General features: G+C 73.2%; 10 protein-coding genes. 7 read left to right on the top strand and 3 right to left on the bottom strand.

Features of this window, described 5'->3' with window-relative positions; genetic code table 11:
* Positions 1 to 128 precede the first annotated feature (128 nt).
* Both ACTWPV_RS16555 and ACTWPV_RS16550 read left to right on the top strand, forming a co-directional pair.
* Positions 129 to 851 (top strand): alpha/beta hydrolase, encoded by a 723-nt coding sequence (locus ACTWPV_RS16555; RefSeq protein ID WP_443152423.1) that lies wholly within the window; start codon positions 129 to 131, stop codon positions 849 to 851.
* Positions 852 to 942: 91 nt separating this feature from the next.
* Positions 943 to 1,191, top strand: coding sequence for a mycoredoxin (locus ACTWPV_RS16550; protein WP_347646435.1), 249 nt, complete (start codon positions 943 to 945; stop codon positions 1,189 to 1,191).
* Here ACTWPV_RS16550 and nudC read toward each other — a convergent pair whose 3' ends face one another.
* Complete coding sequence (gene nudC / locus ACTWPV_RS16545; protein ID WP_443152422.1) at positions 1,192 to 2,166, bottom strand: NAD(+) diphosphatase; 975 nt, start codon at positions 2,164 to 2,166, stop codon at positions 1,192 to 1,194.
* A 143-nt stretch (positions 2,167 to 2,309) separates the two neighbouring features.
* On the opposite strand from nudC, the gene ACTWPV_RS16540 reads away from it, so the two are divergent.
* From ACTWPV_RS16540 to ACTWPV_RS16525, 4 genes are read left to right on the top strand one after another with little or no spacing between them, the layout of a single operon-like run.
* Positions 2,310 to 3,446, top strand: a complete 1,137-nt coding sequence (locus ACTWPV_RS16540) for a siderophore biosynthesis protein (protein WP_443152421.1) — start codon at positions 2,310 to 2,312, stop codon at positions 3,444 to 3,446.
* Positions 3,443 to 4,930, top strand: coding sequence for an IucA/IucC family protein (locus ACTWPV_RS16535; protein ID WP_443152420.1), 1,488 nt, complete (start codon positions 3,443 to 3,445; stop codon positions 4,928 to 4,930). The genes ACTWPV_RS16540 and ACTWPV_RS16535 overlap by 4 nt, the downstream gene beginning before the upstream one ends.
* Positions 4,931 to 6,478 carry an IucA/IucC family protein gene (locus ACTWPV_RS16530; protein ID WP_443152419.1) on the top strand — a complete coding sequence of 516 codons (1,548 nt, stop codon included), beginning with the start codon at positions 4,931 to 4,933 and terminating at the stop codon, positions 6,476 to 6,478.
* A complete protein-coding gene (locus tag ACTWPV_RS16525; protein ID WP_443152418.1) occupies positions 6,475 to 7,545 on the top strand; it encodes a type III PLP-dependent enzyme in 1,071 nt (356 codons plus the stop codon). Before ACTWPV_RS16530 ends, ACTWPV_RS16525 begins: the two co-directional genes overlap by 4 nt.
* Here the strand turns inward: ACTWPV_RS16525 and ACTWPV_RS16520 are convergent.
* Both ACTWPV_RS16520 and ACTWPV_RS16515 read right to left on the bottom strand, forming a co-directional pair.
* Entirely contained in the window at positions 7,505 to 10,801 is a 3,297-nt protein-coding gene (locus ACTWPV_RS16520; RefSeq protein WP_443152417.1) for an ATP-dependent helicase, read from the bottom strand. The two genes, ACTWPV_RS16525 and ACTWPV_RS16520, sit on opposite strands and share 41 nt — an antisense overlap.
* Positions 10,795 to 14,007, bottom strand: a complete 3,213-nt coding sequence (locus tag ACTWPV_RS16515; protein WP_443152416.1) for an ATP-dependent helicase — start codon at positions 14,005 to 14,007, stop codon at positions 10,795 to 10,797. Before ACTWPV_RS16515 ends, ACTWPV_RS16520 begins: the two co-directional genes overlap by 7 nt.
* Positions 14,008 to 14,180: 173 nt before the next feature.
* On the opposite strand from ACTWPV_RS16515, the gene ACTWPV_RS16510 reads away from it, so the two are divergent.
* The gene (locus ACTWPV_RS16510; RefSeq protein WP_443152415.1) at positions 14,181 to 14,795 is read left to right on the top strand and encodes an NUDIX domain-containing protein; all 615 of its coding nucleotides are present in this window, start codon (positions 14,181 to 14,183) and stop codon (positions 14,793 to 14,795) included.

Here is a 14,795-nt window from a genome sequence, read left to right as displayed (position 1 = left end):
CGGTCGTCGCCGCGAATGCGACCAGGGAGCCCACACCAGGCCCTACGGTGAGTAATCCCCTGTATCCGGATGGGCTTGGGGGTCTTGCGTTAGAAACCGTCGCGTACGGCCGCCACAAGCGCCAGAGCATGGACGTGTGGTGGACTCCCGACGGCATGGAGCGCCCGGGTGTCTTCCTGATCCACGGCGGTTGGTGGTCCAGCGGCGACAAGAGATACATGAAGGAGATCACCCGGAGCTACGCCGAGCTCGGCTACACGGTCTTCAACCTCAACTACCGCCTGTCCGGCGACGCCGCCTGGCCTGCGCAGCGCACCGACGCGCTGGCCGCGATCGCGACGGCCCGCAAGCACGCCGACAGGTGGGCGTTCGATCCGAGCAACTACGTGGTGGTCGGTTTCTCCGCCGGCGGCCACATCGCGGCCGCCGTCGGCACCTACGGCGACGGCATGGCCGGCCTCAAGGGCGTGGTGGGCCTGTCGCCGATCATCTCGCCGCTGCGCGCGTACGCCGACGGCGCGAAGGCCATCGAGCGGAACAAGCGCAAGCTGCGCACCGCCGCCATCCGCCTGGCGGGCAACTGCCATCCCAAGGGCAAGTGCTCGCGCGTGTGGGCCAGCATGGAGGTGGCCTGGCACGCCAGCCGCAAGGACGCGCCGGTGCTGGCCGTGCACTCGAAGGACGAGTTCGTGCCGCCGGTGCAGAGCCAGCTGCTCAAGCAGATGCTGGGCCAGGTCGGAGTCCCCGTGACGGTCTACGCCGCGCCGGGGAGCAACCACAGCGCCCCCCTCTACCGCATGCCCGGCGTGGCCGAGCGCGTGCAGGCCTGGATCGCCGAGCGCATCGGCTAGACGGCCGGGGATCAGGCGGCCGGGATTAAGCCGCAGGGTCGCGTTGTTGCACCGAGCGCCTGTCTTCCTGACCTTGGAGGGATTTCCCAACATGGCGCTCACGATCTACAGCACCACGTGGTGCGGCCCCTGCAAGCGGCTCAAGTCTCAGCTGACCCGCGAGGGCATCAGTTACGACGAGGTCGACATCGAGCGTGACCCCGCCGCCGCGGAGTTCGTGATGAGCGTCAACAACGGCAACCAGGTGGTGCCGACCGTCGTGATCGACACCCCGGCCGGCCGCGTCGTGCGCACCAACCCGTCGGCCATCGAGGTCAAGGCCCTGCTCGCGCCCGCCTGATCACCAGTCGCCGGTCAGCTCGCCGCCGTACCACGTCTCGATCAGGCGGCGGGCTATCGACACCGGCGGCGGCAGGCGCAGCTCGCCCGAGTCGAGCGCCCGCACCAGCTCCTCACGGGAGAACCAGTGCGCCTCGGCGATCTCGTCGGCGTCGGGTGTCAGGGTGGTGGTCGTGGCGTCGGCGAAGAAGCCGAGCATGAGGCTGCGCGGGAACGGCCACGGCTGGCTGCCGAGATAGCGCGGGTTGGCGATCGTGATGCCGACCTCCTCCGCCACCTCGCGCGCGACGGCGGCCTCCAGCGACTCGCCCGGCTCGACGAACCCCGCCAGGATCGACAGGCGGCCCTGCGGCCACTGCGGCCCGCGGGCGAGCAGGCAGCGGTCGTCGGGGTCGCGGATCAGCATGATCACGGCTGGGTCGACGCGCGGGAAGTGCTGGCTGGAGTCCTGCGGGCAGACGCGGATGTGGCCGCCCGCCTGGATCATGGTGCGGGTGCCGCAGCGCGGGCAGAACTCGTGGGTCGCGTGCCAGGCCTCCAGCGCCACGGCGTAGACCAGCAGGCCCGCGTCGCGGTCGCCGAGCAGGCCGCCCGCCTGGCGCAGCCCGGCCGGCACCGGCACGCCGTCGGGCGTGTCACGCAGGCTCAGCGGGACGGTCACGCGGCCGTTTCCGTCGCCTCCGGAGACGCCGGGCAGCGGCGCGGCGACCGCGAAGTAGGCGGCTCCGCTTTCCACGCCGAGGAGATAGCGCGGCCCCGGGGGCGCCTCCGCGGTGGTGAAGAGCACCGCCTGCACCTCATCTCCCTGCCGGCGCACCAGCGTGTGACCGTTGTCGATCACCAGCACCCTGGTCGCCGGATCGGACCACGCCTGCTCCAGCCGGCGTTCGTCGGCCCGCAGCAGCACGGATCTGTCGACGGTGCCCCGCGCCAGAAGCAGTGGTCCGATGAGTTGCTCTTCCGCGGTCGTCTCCACCGATCGTCCCCTCCCGAATTCCATGTCATCCTATGACCTCGCAGTTGGCGGCCGATTAACCTATCCGGGCGACGCGATGATCTCTCTGAGCTACGATCGATGAGTTAGGTAAGGCTTACCTGATTCTTCTGGGGGTCCTCGCGTTGCGGCTCTACCTGACCGCGCTCAAACCGACCGACTCCGTGACGGACGGCTTCCTGCCCGCGGCACGCGCGCTGGGCTGCGAGGTGACGATCCTGACGGACCGGCCCGAGCAGCATCCGCACGCGGTCGCGTGCGACGTGCGGGATCCGCGCGCGCTGATCGACACGGTCGAGCAGCTCGGCAGACCCGACGCGATCTTCTCCAACTCCGACCACCTGCAGGCGGAGACGGCTCTGGCCGCCGACTACTTCGGGCTGCCCGGCAAGGACTGGCGGGCGTGCGTGGCGGCCAAGAACAAGTTCCTCATGCGGCGCCGGCTGCGGGAGGCGGGGGTCGAGCGGGTCTTCACCGTACGGCTCGCGCCCGGCGACCCGGTCCCCGGCGACCCGCCCTACCCGGTCGTGCTCAAGCCGCGCGAGGGCGTGGCCAGCGAGGACGTCATGCTCGTCGAGCGAGACCTGGACCGGGCCGTGGCCGAGCTCAGGAAGCGGCGGCCAGGCGAGGCGCTGGTCGTGGAGGAATACCTCGAAGGGCCGCTGCGCACGCTGGAGACGCTGGGTGACAGCACCGGGCTGCAGGTGCTCGGCGGGTTCGAGACGACGCTGGGGCCGCTGCCGTACTTCGTGGAGGAGCGGCTCGACTGGGCGCCCGACGGGCCGCACGAGCACGTGCTGGAGGCATTGCGGGCGCTCGGAGCGGGGTTCGGGGCCTGCCACACCGAGTACGTCGTCACCCCGCGCGGGCCGAGGATCGTCGAGGTCAACTACCGGGTGATCGGCGACCACTGCGACTTCCTGCTGGGCGACGTGCTCGGGGCGCCGCTGTTCGCGTGGATCCTGCGGGTGCACCTCGGCGAGCCGGCGCCCGCGGCCCCCGAGGCCACCGGGTACGGCAGCGCGGTCAGCCTGGTCGCCGACCGGCCCGGGACGGTCAAGCAGGCGCCCGGCCACGATTGCGTCGTCGCCGGTGACGTACGGCTCTGGCACCGGCCGTTGCGGGCCGTCGGCGACGTCGTCTCCCTCACCCACACCAACCGCGACTACCTGGGCGTCGTCCGCGCGGTCGGGCCCGACCGGGCGCGGGTCGACGCGGCCATCGCCGACTACCGGGCCCGCCGGCCGTGGGTGCTCGGATGAGCGCCAGGGAGGCGTACCTCGCCGCGCGGGTGCTGAACGCCCTGCTGCGCGAGGACTACGGCGGGCTGTCCTCCCGCGTCACCAGGACCAGGGACGGCGTCGGGCTGCTGCTGGCGGACGGCCGCTGGGTGCGCCTGGCGCCAGGGCTGCTGTTCCAGGACTTCGTGGTCGCCGAGAGCGAGCGGCTGGGGCTGGAGCAGGTGCTGGAGACGCTCGTGGAGGTGGCCGACCCCGCCGACGCCGAAGGGGTGGCGGCGTTCTTCGAGGAGTGCCTGGCGGCGATGGCCGCGCTGGAGGCGCACGACTCCCGGGCGGACGAGGTGCTGGGGCGGCGGCCGTCGTACGAGACGCGGGCCGCGTTCGTGGACCATCCGGTCTATCCGACCTCCCGCGCCCGGCCGGGGTTGTCCGAGGACGAGCTGGTGGCCTACGCGCCGGAGTTCGGGCCCGCCTTCGAGCTGCGGTGGGCGGCCGTGCCGCACGACGCGCTCGCGCCGGGCTCCGCCGTGCGCCTTCCCGCGGAGGCCGACCCCGGGCTGCCCGTGGGGCCGCACGAGGCGCTGTTCCCCGTGCACCCGCTGACCACCGGCGAGGTGCGGAAGATCGACGGCGTACGCCTGCTCGACCAGGCCGCGGTCACCGTGCGGCCCACCCTGTCCATGCGGACGGTCGAGGTCACCCCCCTGTTGCATCTCAAGCTGCCGCTGCCGATCAGCACGCTGGGGGCCAGGAACCGCCGCTCGATCAAGCCGGGGACGCTGGCCGACGGCGCCAGAGCCGAGCTGCTGCTGCGCGAGCTGGCCGATCCGGACGTGCTGCTGGCCGACGAGCAGACCTACGCGCAGACCGGGGACGAACATCTCGCGTGGATGGCCAGGCGGCTGCCCTCGGGCGAGCTCGTGCCGGTCGCCGCGTTGACCGCTCCCGGCGTGCTCGACGAGGTGGGCGACGTGCTGCCCGGCTATCTGCGGCTGCTGTTGCGGTGGAACGTACGGCTTTTCGTGCGTTACGGCGTCGCGCTGGAGGCCCACCAGCAGAACCTCGCCCTGGTCCTCGGGGGAGACCGCATGCAGCTGCTCGTCAAGGACAACGACGGGCTGCTGGCCTCACCGGCGCGGCTGGCCGCCGCCGGGGTGGCGGTGCCGGAGTTCGGGGACAGGCGCATGCTGAACGACGATCCGCACGCGCTGGCCGACGTGTTCGTGACCATCACGCTGCACCTGGCCGCCGCGGCGGTCACGTTCGGGGCGCTGCCGCACGCCCGCGCGTCCGCGCTGCTGCGCGACACGCTGGCCGAGGCGCTCGCCGAGTACGGCGACGACCCCATGGCCAGGCTCCTGCGCGCCCGGACGCTCGACGCCGCCAGGCTGACCGGCAAGTCCATGATCACAGCCGGGACGCTCGTGTCGAAGGAGCGGTCCGGCGCCCGCGACATCAACAAGTTCTACGGGACCAGCGGGCCCAACTATCTGAGGAGAGCGTGAATGCCGAGCCTTGAGGGACTGGCCGTGGCGGCGCCCTCCGCCCTGGCCGAGGAGGCGACGCTGGCGGCCCTGCTGCGCTGCTGCGTGCGGGAGGTGGCCGGGCCGCGCGGCCTGGTGTGGCCGGCGCCGCCGTACCTGCTGTTGCGGGTCGCGGGCACGCTGTTGCGCGTGCGTGCCCACGGCGGCGCCGCGCTGCGTTTCGACGGCCCGCCGCAGCGCCTGGCCGGCGGCGCGTGGCAGGCGCTGACCACGGACGAGCTGATCGGGCTGGTCGAGGCCGAGCTGGGAGGGCTCGGGTGCAACGGCGAGTTCGCCGGTCAGGTGGCGGCCAGCAGGGACGCCGTGGCGGCGATCCTGACGGCCAGGGGCGCGGCCGTGCCGCCCGCCGATCCGTGGCTGGCGTCGGAGCAGGCGCTCGTGTTCGGCCATCCGTTCCACCCCAGCCCGAAGGCGCGGGACGGGTCCGGCTGGTTGCGGTACGCGCCGGAGGCGCACGCCGAGTTTTCCCTGAGGCTGCTCGGCGTGCGGGCGGACCTCGTCGCGCAGGACGGGGACGCGTCGGCGCTCGACGCGATGGGCGACGCGCCGGCGGGCTACCGGCTGCTGCCCGCGCATCCGTGGCAGCTCGACCTGCTGCGGCCCGCGTTCGGGGCCGAGCTGGTCGACCTCGGACCGGGTCCCGTGGTGCAGCCGACCTCGTCCGTACGGACGGTGTACGCCCCGGAGGCGGAGGTCTGCCTGAAGTTCTCCCTGGATGTACGGATCACGAACTGCGTGCGGAAGAACGCCTGGTACGAGCTGGCCGGGGCCGTGGAGCTGACCAGGCGACTCGAACCCCTCTTTCGTGACGTGTCGGCCCGGCATCCCGCCACCCGCTGGCTGCCAGAACCCGGCTACCGTTCGGCCACCCTCAGCCTGAGGCTGCGCGAAGGGCTGGGCGTGATCGTCAGGCAGAGCCCGTGGGCCGCCTGCTCCCCCGGCGTGACCCCGGTGCTGGCCGCCGCCCTCGCCCTCGACGCCCCCGCCCTGGATCCGCTGCCGTGGTGGGAGGCGTACGTGCGGGTGGTGGCGCTGCCGGTGCTGGAGCTGTACTTCGCGCACGGCGTGGTGCTGGAGCCCCACCTGCAGAACGTCCTGGTCGGCCTGGACACCTCCGGGCTGCCCGCGCAGGCCGTCTTCCGCGACCTGGAGGGCACCAAGCTCGTCGAGGGCCGGCACGACCTCGGCGGCCTGCACCCCGACGTCGCCAGGGCTCTCACCTACGACGCCGAACGGGGCTGGGCCCGGGTGGTCTACTGCCTGCTCGTCAACCACCTCACCGAGATCGCCGCGACGCTCGCCGGACCCGACGACGCGCTGCTGCGCGCGTTGTGGCGCGTCGCCCGCGACCTGCTGGCCCGCCAGGCCGGCGAGCTGGGCCGGCCGCTGCCCCTGTCGGACCTGCTGGCAGGGGCGCCGCTGCCGGCCAAGGCGAACCTGGGCGTGCGCTGGGCCAGGGCGGCCGACCGGGCCGCCGGTTACGTCCCGATCGCGAACCCGCTCGCATGATCAGCGCCCGCGTCGAGGACGCCGCCACGAGCCTGCCCGCCGTCCCGGCCTACCTCTATGACCTGCCCGCGCTGGACGAGCACGTCGCGTCCGTACGGCGGGCGCTGGGGGCGGTCGAGCTGTACTACGCCGTCAAGGCCAACCCCGACGCCGAGCTGCTGCGCGTGCTGGCCGGGCACGTGGACGGGTTCGAGGTGTCGTCGGGCGGCGAGCACGCCCACGTCACGAGCCTGTTCCCGGGCATGCCGGTGGCGCTCGGCGGCCCGGGCAAGACCGACGCGGAACTGCGCCTGCCGCACCACCGCCTCCACGTGGAGTCGCCGAACGAGCTGCGCCGCCTGCTCGCCACGGGCCTGGAGGCCGACGTGCTGCTCCGGCTCAATCCCGACCTGTCGGTGGAGGGGGCGGCACTCACGATGAGCGGCCCGTTCGGGATGGACGAGGAGGGCGTGGCCGAGTGCCTGCCGCTGTTCGGCGAGCGGGTGCGGCTGCGCGGCCTGCACGCTCACCTGGCCAGCGGGCTGGACGCGGACGAGTTGCTGCGGCTGGCCGGGATCCTGCTCGGGGGCGCGTACGACGAGGTCAACCTGGGCGGCGGCATGGCGGTCTCGTACGCCGCGCCTGAGACGAGGTTCGGCTGGGAGGCGTACGGGGCGGGGCTGGCGGCGCTGGGCCAAGGGCGGCGGTTGCGGATCGAGCCGGGCCGGGCGCTGACCGTCTACTGCGGCTTCTACGTGACCAGGGTCGTGGACGTGAAGCGGGTGCGCGGCGAGGCGTACGCGATCGTGCTGGGCGGCACGCACCACCTGCGCACGCCGGCCACCAAGGGCCACGACCAGCCCTTCACGATGCTTCCCACGGGGTCAGGGCCGGGGGTCGCCGGCGAGCCGCTGACGTTCGTCGGCCAGCTGTGCACCCCGAAAGACGTTTTCGCCCGAAATATTGTGACCACGGCCCGCGTGGGCGACACCGTGGTCTTCGAGATGGCCGGCGCCTACGCCTGGAACATCTCGCACCACGACTTCCTCATGCACCCGAAGCCGGCTTTCCACTATCTGCGATCCTGACGCTCTCGACGAGCGCCACCAGGCCGTCAGCGTCGAGCAGGTCGACCGGGCGCACCGTGCGGTTCGCGCGTACGTAGTGGAAGGCCGCGCCCACCCGCTCCAGCGGCACGCCCGCCAGCTGCGACCAGGCCAGCCGGTACGCCGCCAGCTGCACCGACGCCGCCCTGGCCTTCCTGCCCCTGGGCGGCTGCCCGGTCTTCCAGTCGACGACCTCGTAGCCGCCGGGCCGCTCGAAGACGGCGTCCATCCGCCCGCGCACCAGCCGGTCGGCGATCATGGTCTCGAACGGCACCTCGAGCTCCACCGGCCGCCGGTCGGCCCACTCGCTCTCCTCGAACCGCTCCTGCAGCTCGGCCAGGCGCACGTCGGCCTCTTCGAGCTCGTCGTACAGGTCGAGCTCGAAGTCGTCGATCAGCCGCTGCTGGTCCCAGCGCGTCTCCAGCCACTTGTGGAACGACGTGCCCCGCCGGGCCAGCGGCGCGGGCTTGGCCGGGACGGGACGGCGGATCCTGCGGGCCAGCTCGCGCGGGTCGGCGGCCAGCGTGACCAGCGACGACACGGTCAGCTTCGCGGGCAGCTCGACGGTCGTCGCGGGCCGGCGCCGGTGCAGCTCGCGCTCGCGCAGGAGCAGGTCGGTGTCGCGTTCCCAGGCGCGCAGGCGCTCCTCCTCGAACGAGCGCAGCGGCTCCCCCGCCTCTTCCTCCTCGGCGGGTGAGCCGGCGAGTCTGCCCGAAAGGGCGTCCTCGACCAGGCGGGCGCCGTCGAGCACCGACTCGTAGCGCAGCCCCTCCGGCGTGACGGGCCAGACGGCCTCGGCGGGCTCGGCGAGCAGCGGGTTGGTGGCCCCCTCCGCGAGGTCGCCGGCCCAGAACGAGACGCGGTCGGCGGTGTCGCGGATCTCCAGCAGGAAGTCGGACGGCTCCAGCGGCTTCGTCGCGGTGCCCCAGCGGTAGCCGGAGGCGATCAGGTGATAGTGGGCCCGGGTCACCGCGACGTACGCGAGCCTGCGCTCCTCCATCAGGTCGCGCTCGCGGCAGCGCTCGTCGAACGCGGCCAGCTCCTCCTTGCTCAACCCTCCCAGCCTGGGCAGGTCGGCGGCGTCGCCGCGCAGGGAGTAGGGGAGCTTGCGCGGGTTGTCCGTCCAGCGGCTGTTGGTGACCGGGGTGGCGGGGAACACGCTGCCCGTGGCGATCGTCCCCTTCGAGCTGACGAGCTGCGACAACCCCGGCACGACCACGATCGGCCATTCCAGCCCCTTGGAGGCGTGCACGGTCATCAGCTTGACGCTGTTGCTCTCACCGACCCGTCCGGCCTCCAGCCCGAACTCCTCGCTCTCGGCCGCCTGCAGGTAGGCCAGGAACGCGCCGAGCGTCGGGTCCTCGGAGTCGCCCGCGAATCTGGACGCCGCGTCGAGGAACGCGTCGAGGTCGGCCCGCGCCGCGAACGCGCTCACCGTGCCGCTGCGCGCGGCCACCTCGACGTCGAGACCGAGCCGCCGTTCGACCTCGGAGATCAGGTCGGGCAGCGGTTGCGCGGTGTGGGCTCTGAGCTGGCGCAGTTCGTGGGCGAGCGCGACGAGCCTGGTGCGGGCCAGCGGCGAGAAAGCCTCCAGCCACCCCTCCCTGTCAGGCAGCTCGTCCAGCGCGTCGACCAGGCTGCCGCGCTCCTCCGCCAGGTCGGCCACCACCTGGTCGAGCGGGTCGTCCTCGCGGTGGCTCTCGCTCAGCTCGCGGGCCAGGTCTCTCGCGTGCTCCCCCAGCACCCGCAGGTCGGCGGGGCCGATGCGCCAGCGCGGCCCGGCCAGCAGCCTGGCCAGCGCGTCGCCGGCCGTGGCGTCGTAGAGGACGCGCAGGGTGGCCACGATGTCGCTGACCTCGGGCACGGTGAGCAGGCCGCCGAGGCCGACCACCTCGACCGGGATGTCGCGATCCTCGAGCGCCCTGCGCAGGGCCGGGAACTGCGAGCGCTTGCGCGCCAGGATCGCGACGTCCTGGGGCTGCACGGCGAGCGTCTTCTTGCGCTCTTGCTCGCCCCAGGGCATGCCGTCGGGGGCGACCTCCTGGCCGAGGATCCTGGCGATGCCGTCGGCGATCCACGCGGCTTCGTCGTCGGCGGTCTCGTGGAAGGCGCAGGTGACGCGGCCCCGGTCGACGCGGTTGGGGCCGGGGACGAGGACCGGCACCTCGCGGGCCTCCATGCGCAGCGGGAGCTGGACGCGGGCGGCGACGTCGAGGACGCGGTCGCCGTTGCGGAAGCTGACGCTGAGCTGGCGGACCGGGGCAAGCTCGCCCGAGCTTGTCCGGAAATCTCGGGAAAAGCGGCGAAGGTTGCCGGAGGAGGCGCCGCGCCAGCCGTAGATCGACTGGCAGGGGTCGCCCACCGCGGTCACCGGATGGCCGCCGCCGTAGAGAGAGCGCAGCAGCACGAGCTGGGCGTGGCTGGTGTCCTGGTATTCGTCGAGCAGCACCACGGAGAAGCGGGCGCGCTCGATCTCGCCGACCTCCTTGTGACCGGAGGCGATCCTGGCGGCCAGCGACATCTGGTCGCCGTAGTCGATGACCTCGCGGCGGCGCTTGAGCAGTTCGTACGCCTCCACCAGCGGCAGCAGCTGCTCCCTGGCCTCCTGGACGCCGAGCGGCCTGCGCTGCGCGAGCGTGGTGCGGCCGGGCAGCGCGGCGAGGCGGTCCTTCAGCCACCCGCCCAGCCGCCTGACGTCGGAGGGCGAGCGCAGGTGCTCCGACAGCTCCCCCGCCAGCTCCAGCACGGCGGCCGTGACCGACGGCGGCCCCAGCTCGATCTTGTCCATCGGCCCGTCGTACATCGCCACCACCCGCGACGCGAGCTGCCACGACACGGCGGGCGTGACCAGGCGCATGGTCGGCTCCAGCCCTTCGCGCAGCGCGTGGTCGGTCACCAGGCGGGAGGCGTAGGCGTGGTAGGTGGACACGGTGGGCTCGTTGTCGAGGGCGCCCGGCGCGAGCAGGCCGGCCTCCGCCAGGCCGGACAACCGCTCCCTGACCCTCGTGGCCAGCTCGGCCGCCGCCTTGCGGGTGAACGTCAGGCCGAGCACGTTCTCCGGCTTGACCAGGCCGTTGGCGACCAGCCAGACCACGCGGCCGGCCATCGTCTCGCTCTTGCCCGAGCCCGCGCCCGCCATGACGACGGTCGGCTCCAGCGGCGCCTCGATGACCGCGGCCTGCTCGCGGGTGGGGGGCAGGATGCCGAGCTTGCCGGCGAGTTCGGCCGGGGTCAGCACACCTGGCCCCCGTTGTCGTTGACCGGGCAGCTCGCCCTGGCCGCGCAGGTGCGGCAGCCGTCGTTGACCTTGGCCTGGAAGAACGGGCCCGACATGCCGGTCGCCACGGTGTCGACCAGGTCCGCGGCCCAGCCGGGGTCGCGGTCGTCGGCCAGTGCTCCCTGCCGCTGCTCCAGCGCGTCCTTCTTGCCCGCCGCCTTGCCCAGCTGCACCAGCGCGGCGCCGCCCGGCTCGGCCATGCCGTGCCGGGCGAACGCGCCGAGCAGCGCCGCGAGCTGGTAGACGCCCAGCTGCGGATGGCGGTCGAGATCACCCGCCCTGGGTTTGGCGCCGCCGGTCTTGAGGTCGATGATGACCGCGCGGTTGTCGCCGTCGCGCTCGACCCGGTCGACCCGGCCCTTGATCTGCACGCCGTCGGAGAGCATCGCGGTGAACGCCTCCTCCAGCGCCACCAGCTCGCGCGGATTCTCCTTGTGCCAGCGCAGGAACTTGCCGATCATCTGCTCGGCGACCTGGCGCTGTTTGCGGTTGTACCAGACGCCGCCGAAGTCGAGATCGTTCCAGACCTGGTCGAGGCGGTCGCCGAGGAGATCCTCGCTGGGCAGGTCGGTGGCCGCCAGGACGGCCAGCGCGTGGATGACGTTGCCCAGGCCCTGGGCGGTGCTGGTGCCCGCGGCCCCGACCGCCGTCTCCAGGAGCCAGCGCAGGCCGCACTTCGTGAAGCTCTCGACCGCCGACGGCGAGATGCTGACGACCCCGTCGGGCCAGCTCAGGGCACGATCGTCGGAGATGGGGGTGAGGGCGTACCAGTCGTTGGGGTGGGCTCCCTGGACCCCCGCTGCGGCCAGACGGGCGAGCTGGCTCGCGGCTTCCCGGCGCATCTTCGCCGGCTTGGTGGGGTCGGTCACCGCGCTGCGCAGGTCGGCCACGAGCGCGGACATGGTGAGCCAGCGGGCGCGGTCGTCGACCGTGGCCGTCTCCACCGCGCCCGGCATCAGCTCGCTCAGGAACCTGGACGGCCGTTCGTCGGTGTCGTCGCCGCCCACGGCCGTCACCACGAGCCTGCGCCTGGCCCTGGTCGCGGCCACGTAGAACAGCCGGCGCTCCTCGGCCAGCAGCTTGGAGGCCAGCGACGCGGCGCTCGGCTCGGCGCCCTCGACCACCTCGACGAGGTCTTCGACGCCGAGCAGCGACCCGCGCAGGCGCAGATCGGGCCAGACGCCCTCCTGCACACCCGCGACCACGACGACGTCCCACTCGAGGCCCTTCGAGCGGTGGGCGGTCAGCACGCGCACGGCGTCGCCGTCGGGCGCCCGGTCGGCCAGCGTGTCGCCGGGGATCTCCTGGGCGGCCAAGTCGTCGATGAACACCTCGGGGCCCGCTTTGGGCATGCGGTCGACGAACCTGGCCGCGTGGTCGAACAGCGCCACCACGGCGTCGAGGTCACGGTCGGCCTGCGCGCCCCTGGCGCCTCCCGCCAGGCTCAGGTCGGTCCAGCGCGCGGCCAGGCCGCTGCTCTGCCACACGGCCCACAGGAGGTCTTCGGCGGTGCCCTCCTGCTGTGCGGCCTCCCTGGCGGTGGCGAGGAGCCCCGCGACCCGCTCGGCGGGCAGGGCGATGTGGGGCTCGACGCGGGTGAGCTCGCGCGCGTCCTGCACGGCGGCGACGAGCAACTCGCCGGACGAGCGTGCCGCTGACGGCCGCTCGTCGTCGCCGGCGCCCGCCTCGCGCAGCGCGGCCACGGCGTCGTTCTCGGCGATCTTGAGAGCGCGGCGGAGCCGGCGTACGCCGATCATGTCGGTGCCGCCGAGCGGGCCCGTCAGCAGCTCCTCCGCCACCGGCTCGTCGAGCTGGGCCGGGTCGAGCGCGACCCGCAACATCGTGAGCAGCGGGCGCACGCCGGGCTCCTGGGCGATCGGCACCTCATCGCCCGCGATCATCGTCGGCACGCCCGCGTTGACCAGGGCCCGGCGCAGCAACGGCACCTGGCGTTTGGCCGAGCGGACCAGCACCGCCATCCGGCGCCACGGCACGCCGTCGATCAGGTGGGCCCGCCGCAGGGTGTCGGCCACGATGGCGGCCTCCTGGCTGGTGCTGTCGGCCAGCAGCACCCGCACGTCGCCGGCCTCCGCGTCGGGGAGCGGCGTCAGGTCGCGGTGGTCGTGCTCGTGCCCGTACGCGTGGTCGGGCATGGGGGCGACCGGCAGCCGGGCGGCGACCCGGCGCGAGGCCTCCAGGAGGTCGGCGCCGCTCCTGCGGCACACCCGCAGCGCCAGCACCGGCGCGGGGCGGCCGTCGCGGGCCGGGAAACGCTCGGGGAACTGCATGATGCCCTGCACGTCGGCGCCCCTGAAGCCGTAGATCGACTGGTCGGGGTCTCCCACCGCGACCAGGTCACGGCCGTCGCCCGCGAGCTGGGCGAGCAGCAGCTCCTGGGCCGGGTCGGTGTCCTGGTATTCGTCGACGAACACCACGTCGTGCGCGGCCCGCTCGCGCGCCAGCACCCCGGGCCGGGCCAGCAGCGCCGAGGCGGCCCTGACGAGCTCGGCGTAGTCGTAGGTCTCCTCGGGATCGAGGTCGAACCTGTCCTGATAGCGCTCGGCGAACCGGCCGGCCGCCGCCCAGTCGGCGCGCCCGTGCCGCCGGCCGAGCGCGACGAGGCGCTCGGCGTCGAGGCCGCGCTCGTTGGCCCGCGACAGGAAGTCGCGCAGCTCCTCGGCGAACCCGCGGGTCCTGAGCGGCTCGCGCAGCGACGGCGGCCAGTCGAGCGCGCCGTTCTCCAGCTCGCCGTGGAGCAGGCGGCGGATCTCCAGGAGCTGCTCGGGGCCGGTGAGCAGGCGCGGCGGAGGCTTGCCTTCGAGCACGGCCTCGCGGCGCAGGAGGGCATAGGCGTAGGAGTGGAACGTGAGGGCGAGCGGGGTGCGGGTGGTGCGGCGCAGCCGGGCGGTGACGCGCTGGCGCAGCTCCTCGGCGGCCTTCCTGCTGAAGGTGAGGATGAGCACCCGCTCGGGATCGAGACCCCGCCGCTCGATCCGGTCGACGACGCTCTCCACGATCGTGGTGGTCTTGCCGGTGCCGGGCCCGGCGAGGACGAGGAGGGGCCCGCTCCCGTGCTCGACCACGGCACACTGGTGCTCGTCGAGCACAGGAGGCACAACAGGGCCGCCGTTGCCGCGACGCACCAGCCGCCAGGTCTGACCACTCACAACACTAGATTCCACCAGACCACAGGGGTAGATCGTGCCGACTTGCCCGGTCTCCTCGCGCGATCCGCCTACCGTATCGAGGCAAATATCCAGATCCCCGGCGACACGCCGCCCCGCCGTTCGCTCCGGGCTTCATCCTGCCTACGCAGAGTGATGTCCAGTAACCTCTAGTCATGCGCTGGCTGGTCCACTCCGAGACGTCGCTCTACTCCGATGAGCGGCTGGACCTCAGGGTCGCCGACGTGGAGCTGCCCGACGGGCGCCACCTCGACCACCGGCTCGTCCGCACCGCGCCCGGCGCGGGGGCCGTCGTCACCGACGGCCACGACCGGGTGCTGCTGGTCTGGCGGCACCGCTTCATCACCGACACCTGGGGCTGGGAGATCCCGCTCGGGCGGATCGACGAGGGCGAGATGCCGATCGCGGCGGCGGCCCGCGAGGTCGAGGAGGAGACCGGATGGCGGCCCGGCCCGCTGCGCCCGCTGCTGTCCGTCCAGCCGTTCAACGGGCTCTCCGACAGCCTGCACCACGTCTACCGCGCCGAGTCGGCCACCCGCCTCGCGCCGCCCGCCGATCCTCCGGAGGCCACGCGGGTGGAGTGGCTCCACCTCTCCCTGGTCCGCGGGCTCATCGCCGACGGGGAGATGGTCTGCGGCACCAGCGTGGCGGCGCTGCTCTATCTCCTGGTGGAGCACACCCCTCACGAGGGCTCGGCACGGCCGCCCGCCGAGCCCGCACACGATCCCGGCAGGCGCCTCCTCCTGCCCGACCTGCCCGACCTCTTCTGA

Origin of the sequence: Nonomuraea sp. KM88, assembly GCF_052245635.1 — a bacterium.
Classification (GTDB): Bacteria; Actinomycetota; Actinomycetes; order Streptosporangiales; family Streptosporangiaceae; genus Nonomuraea.
Note: the sequence above shows the minus strand (reverse complement) of the source record. Positions and strands in the feature narration are given on the sequence as shown.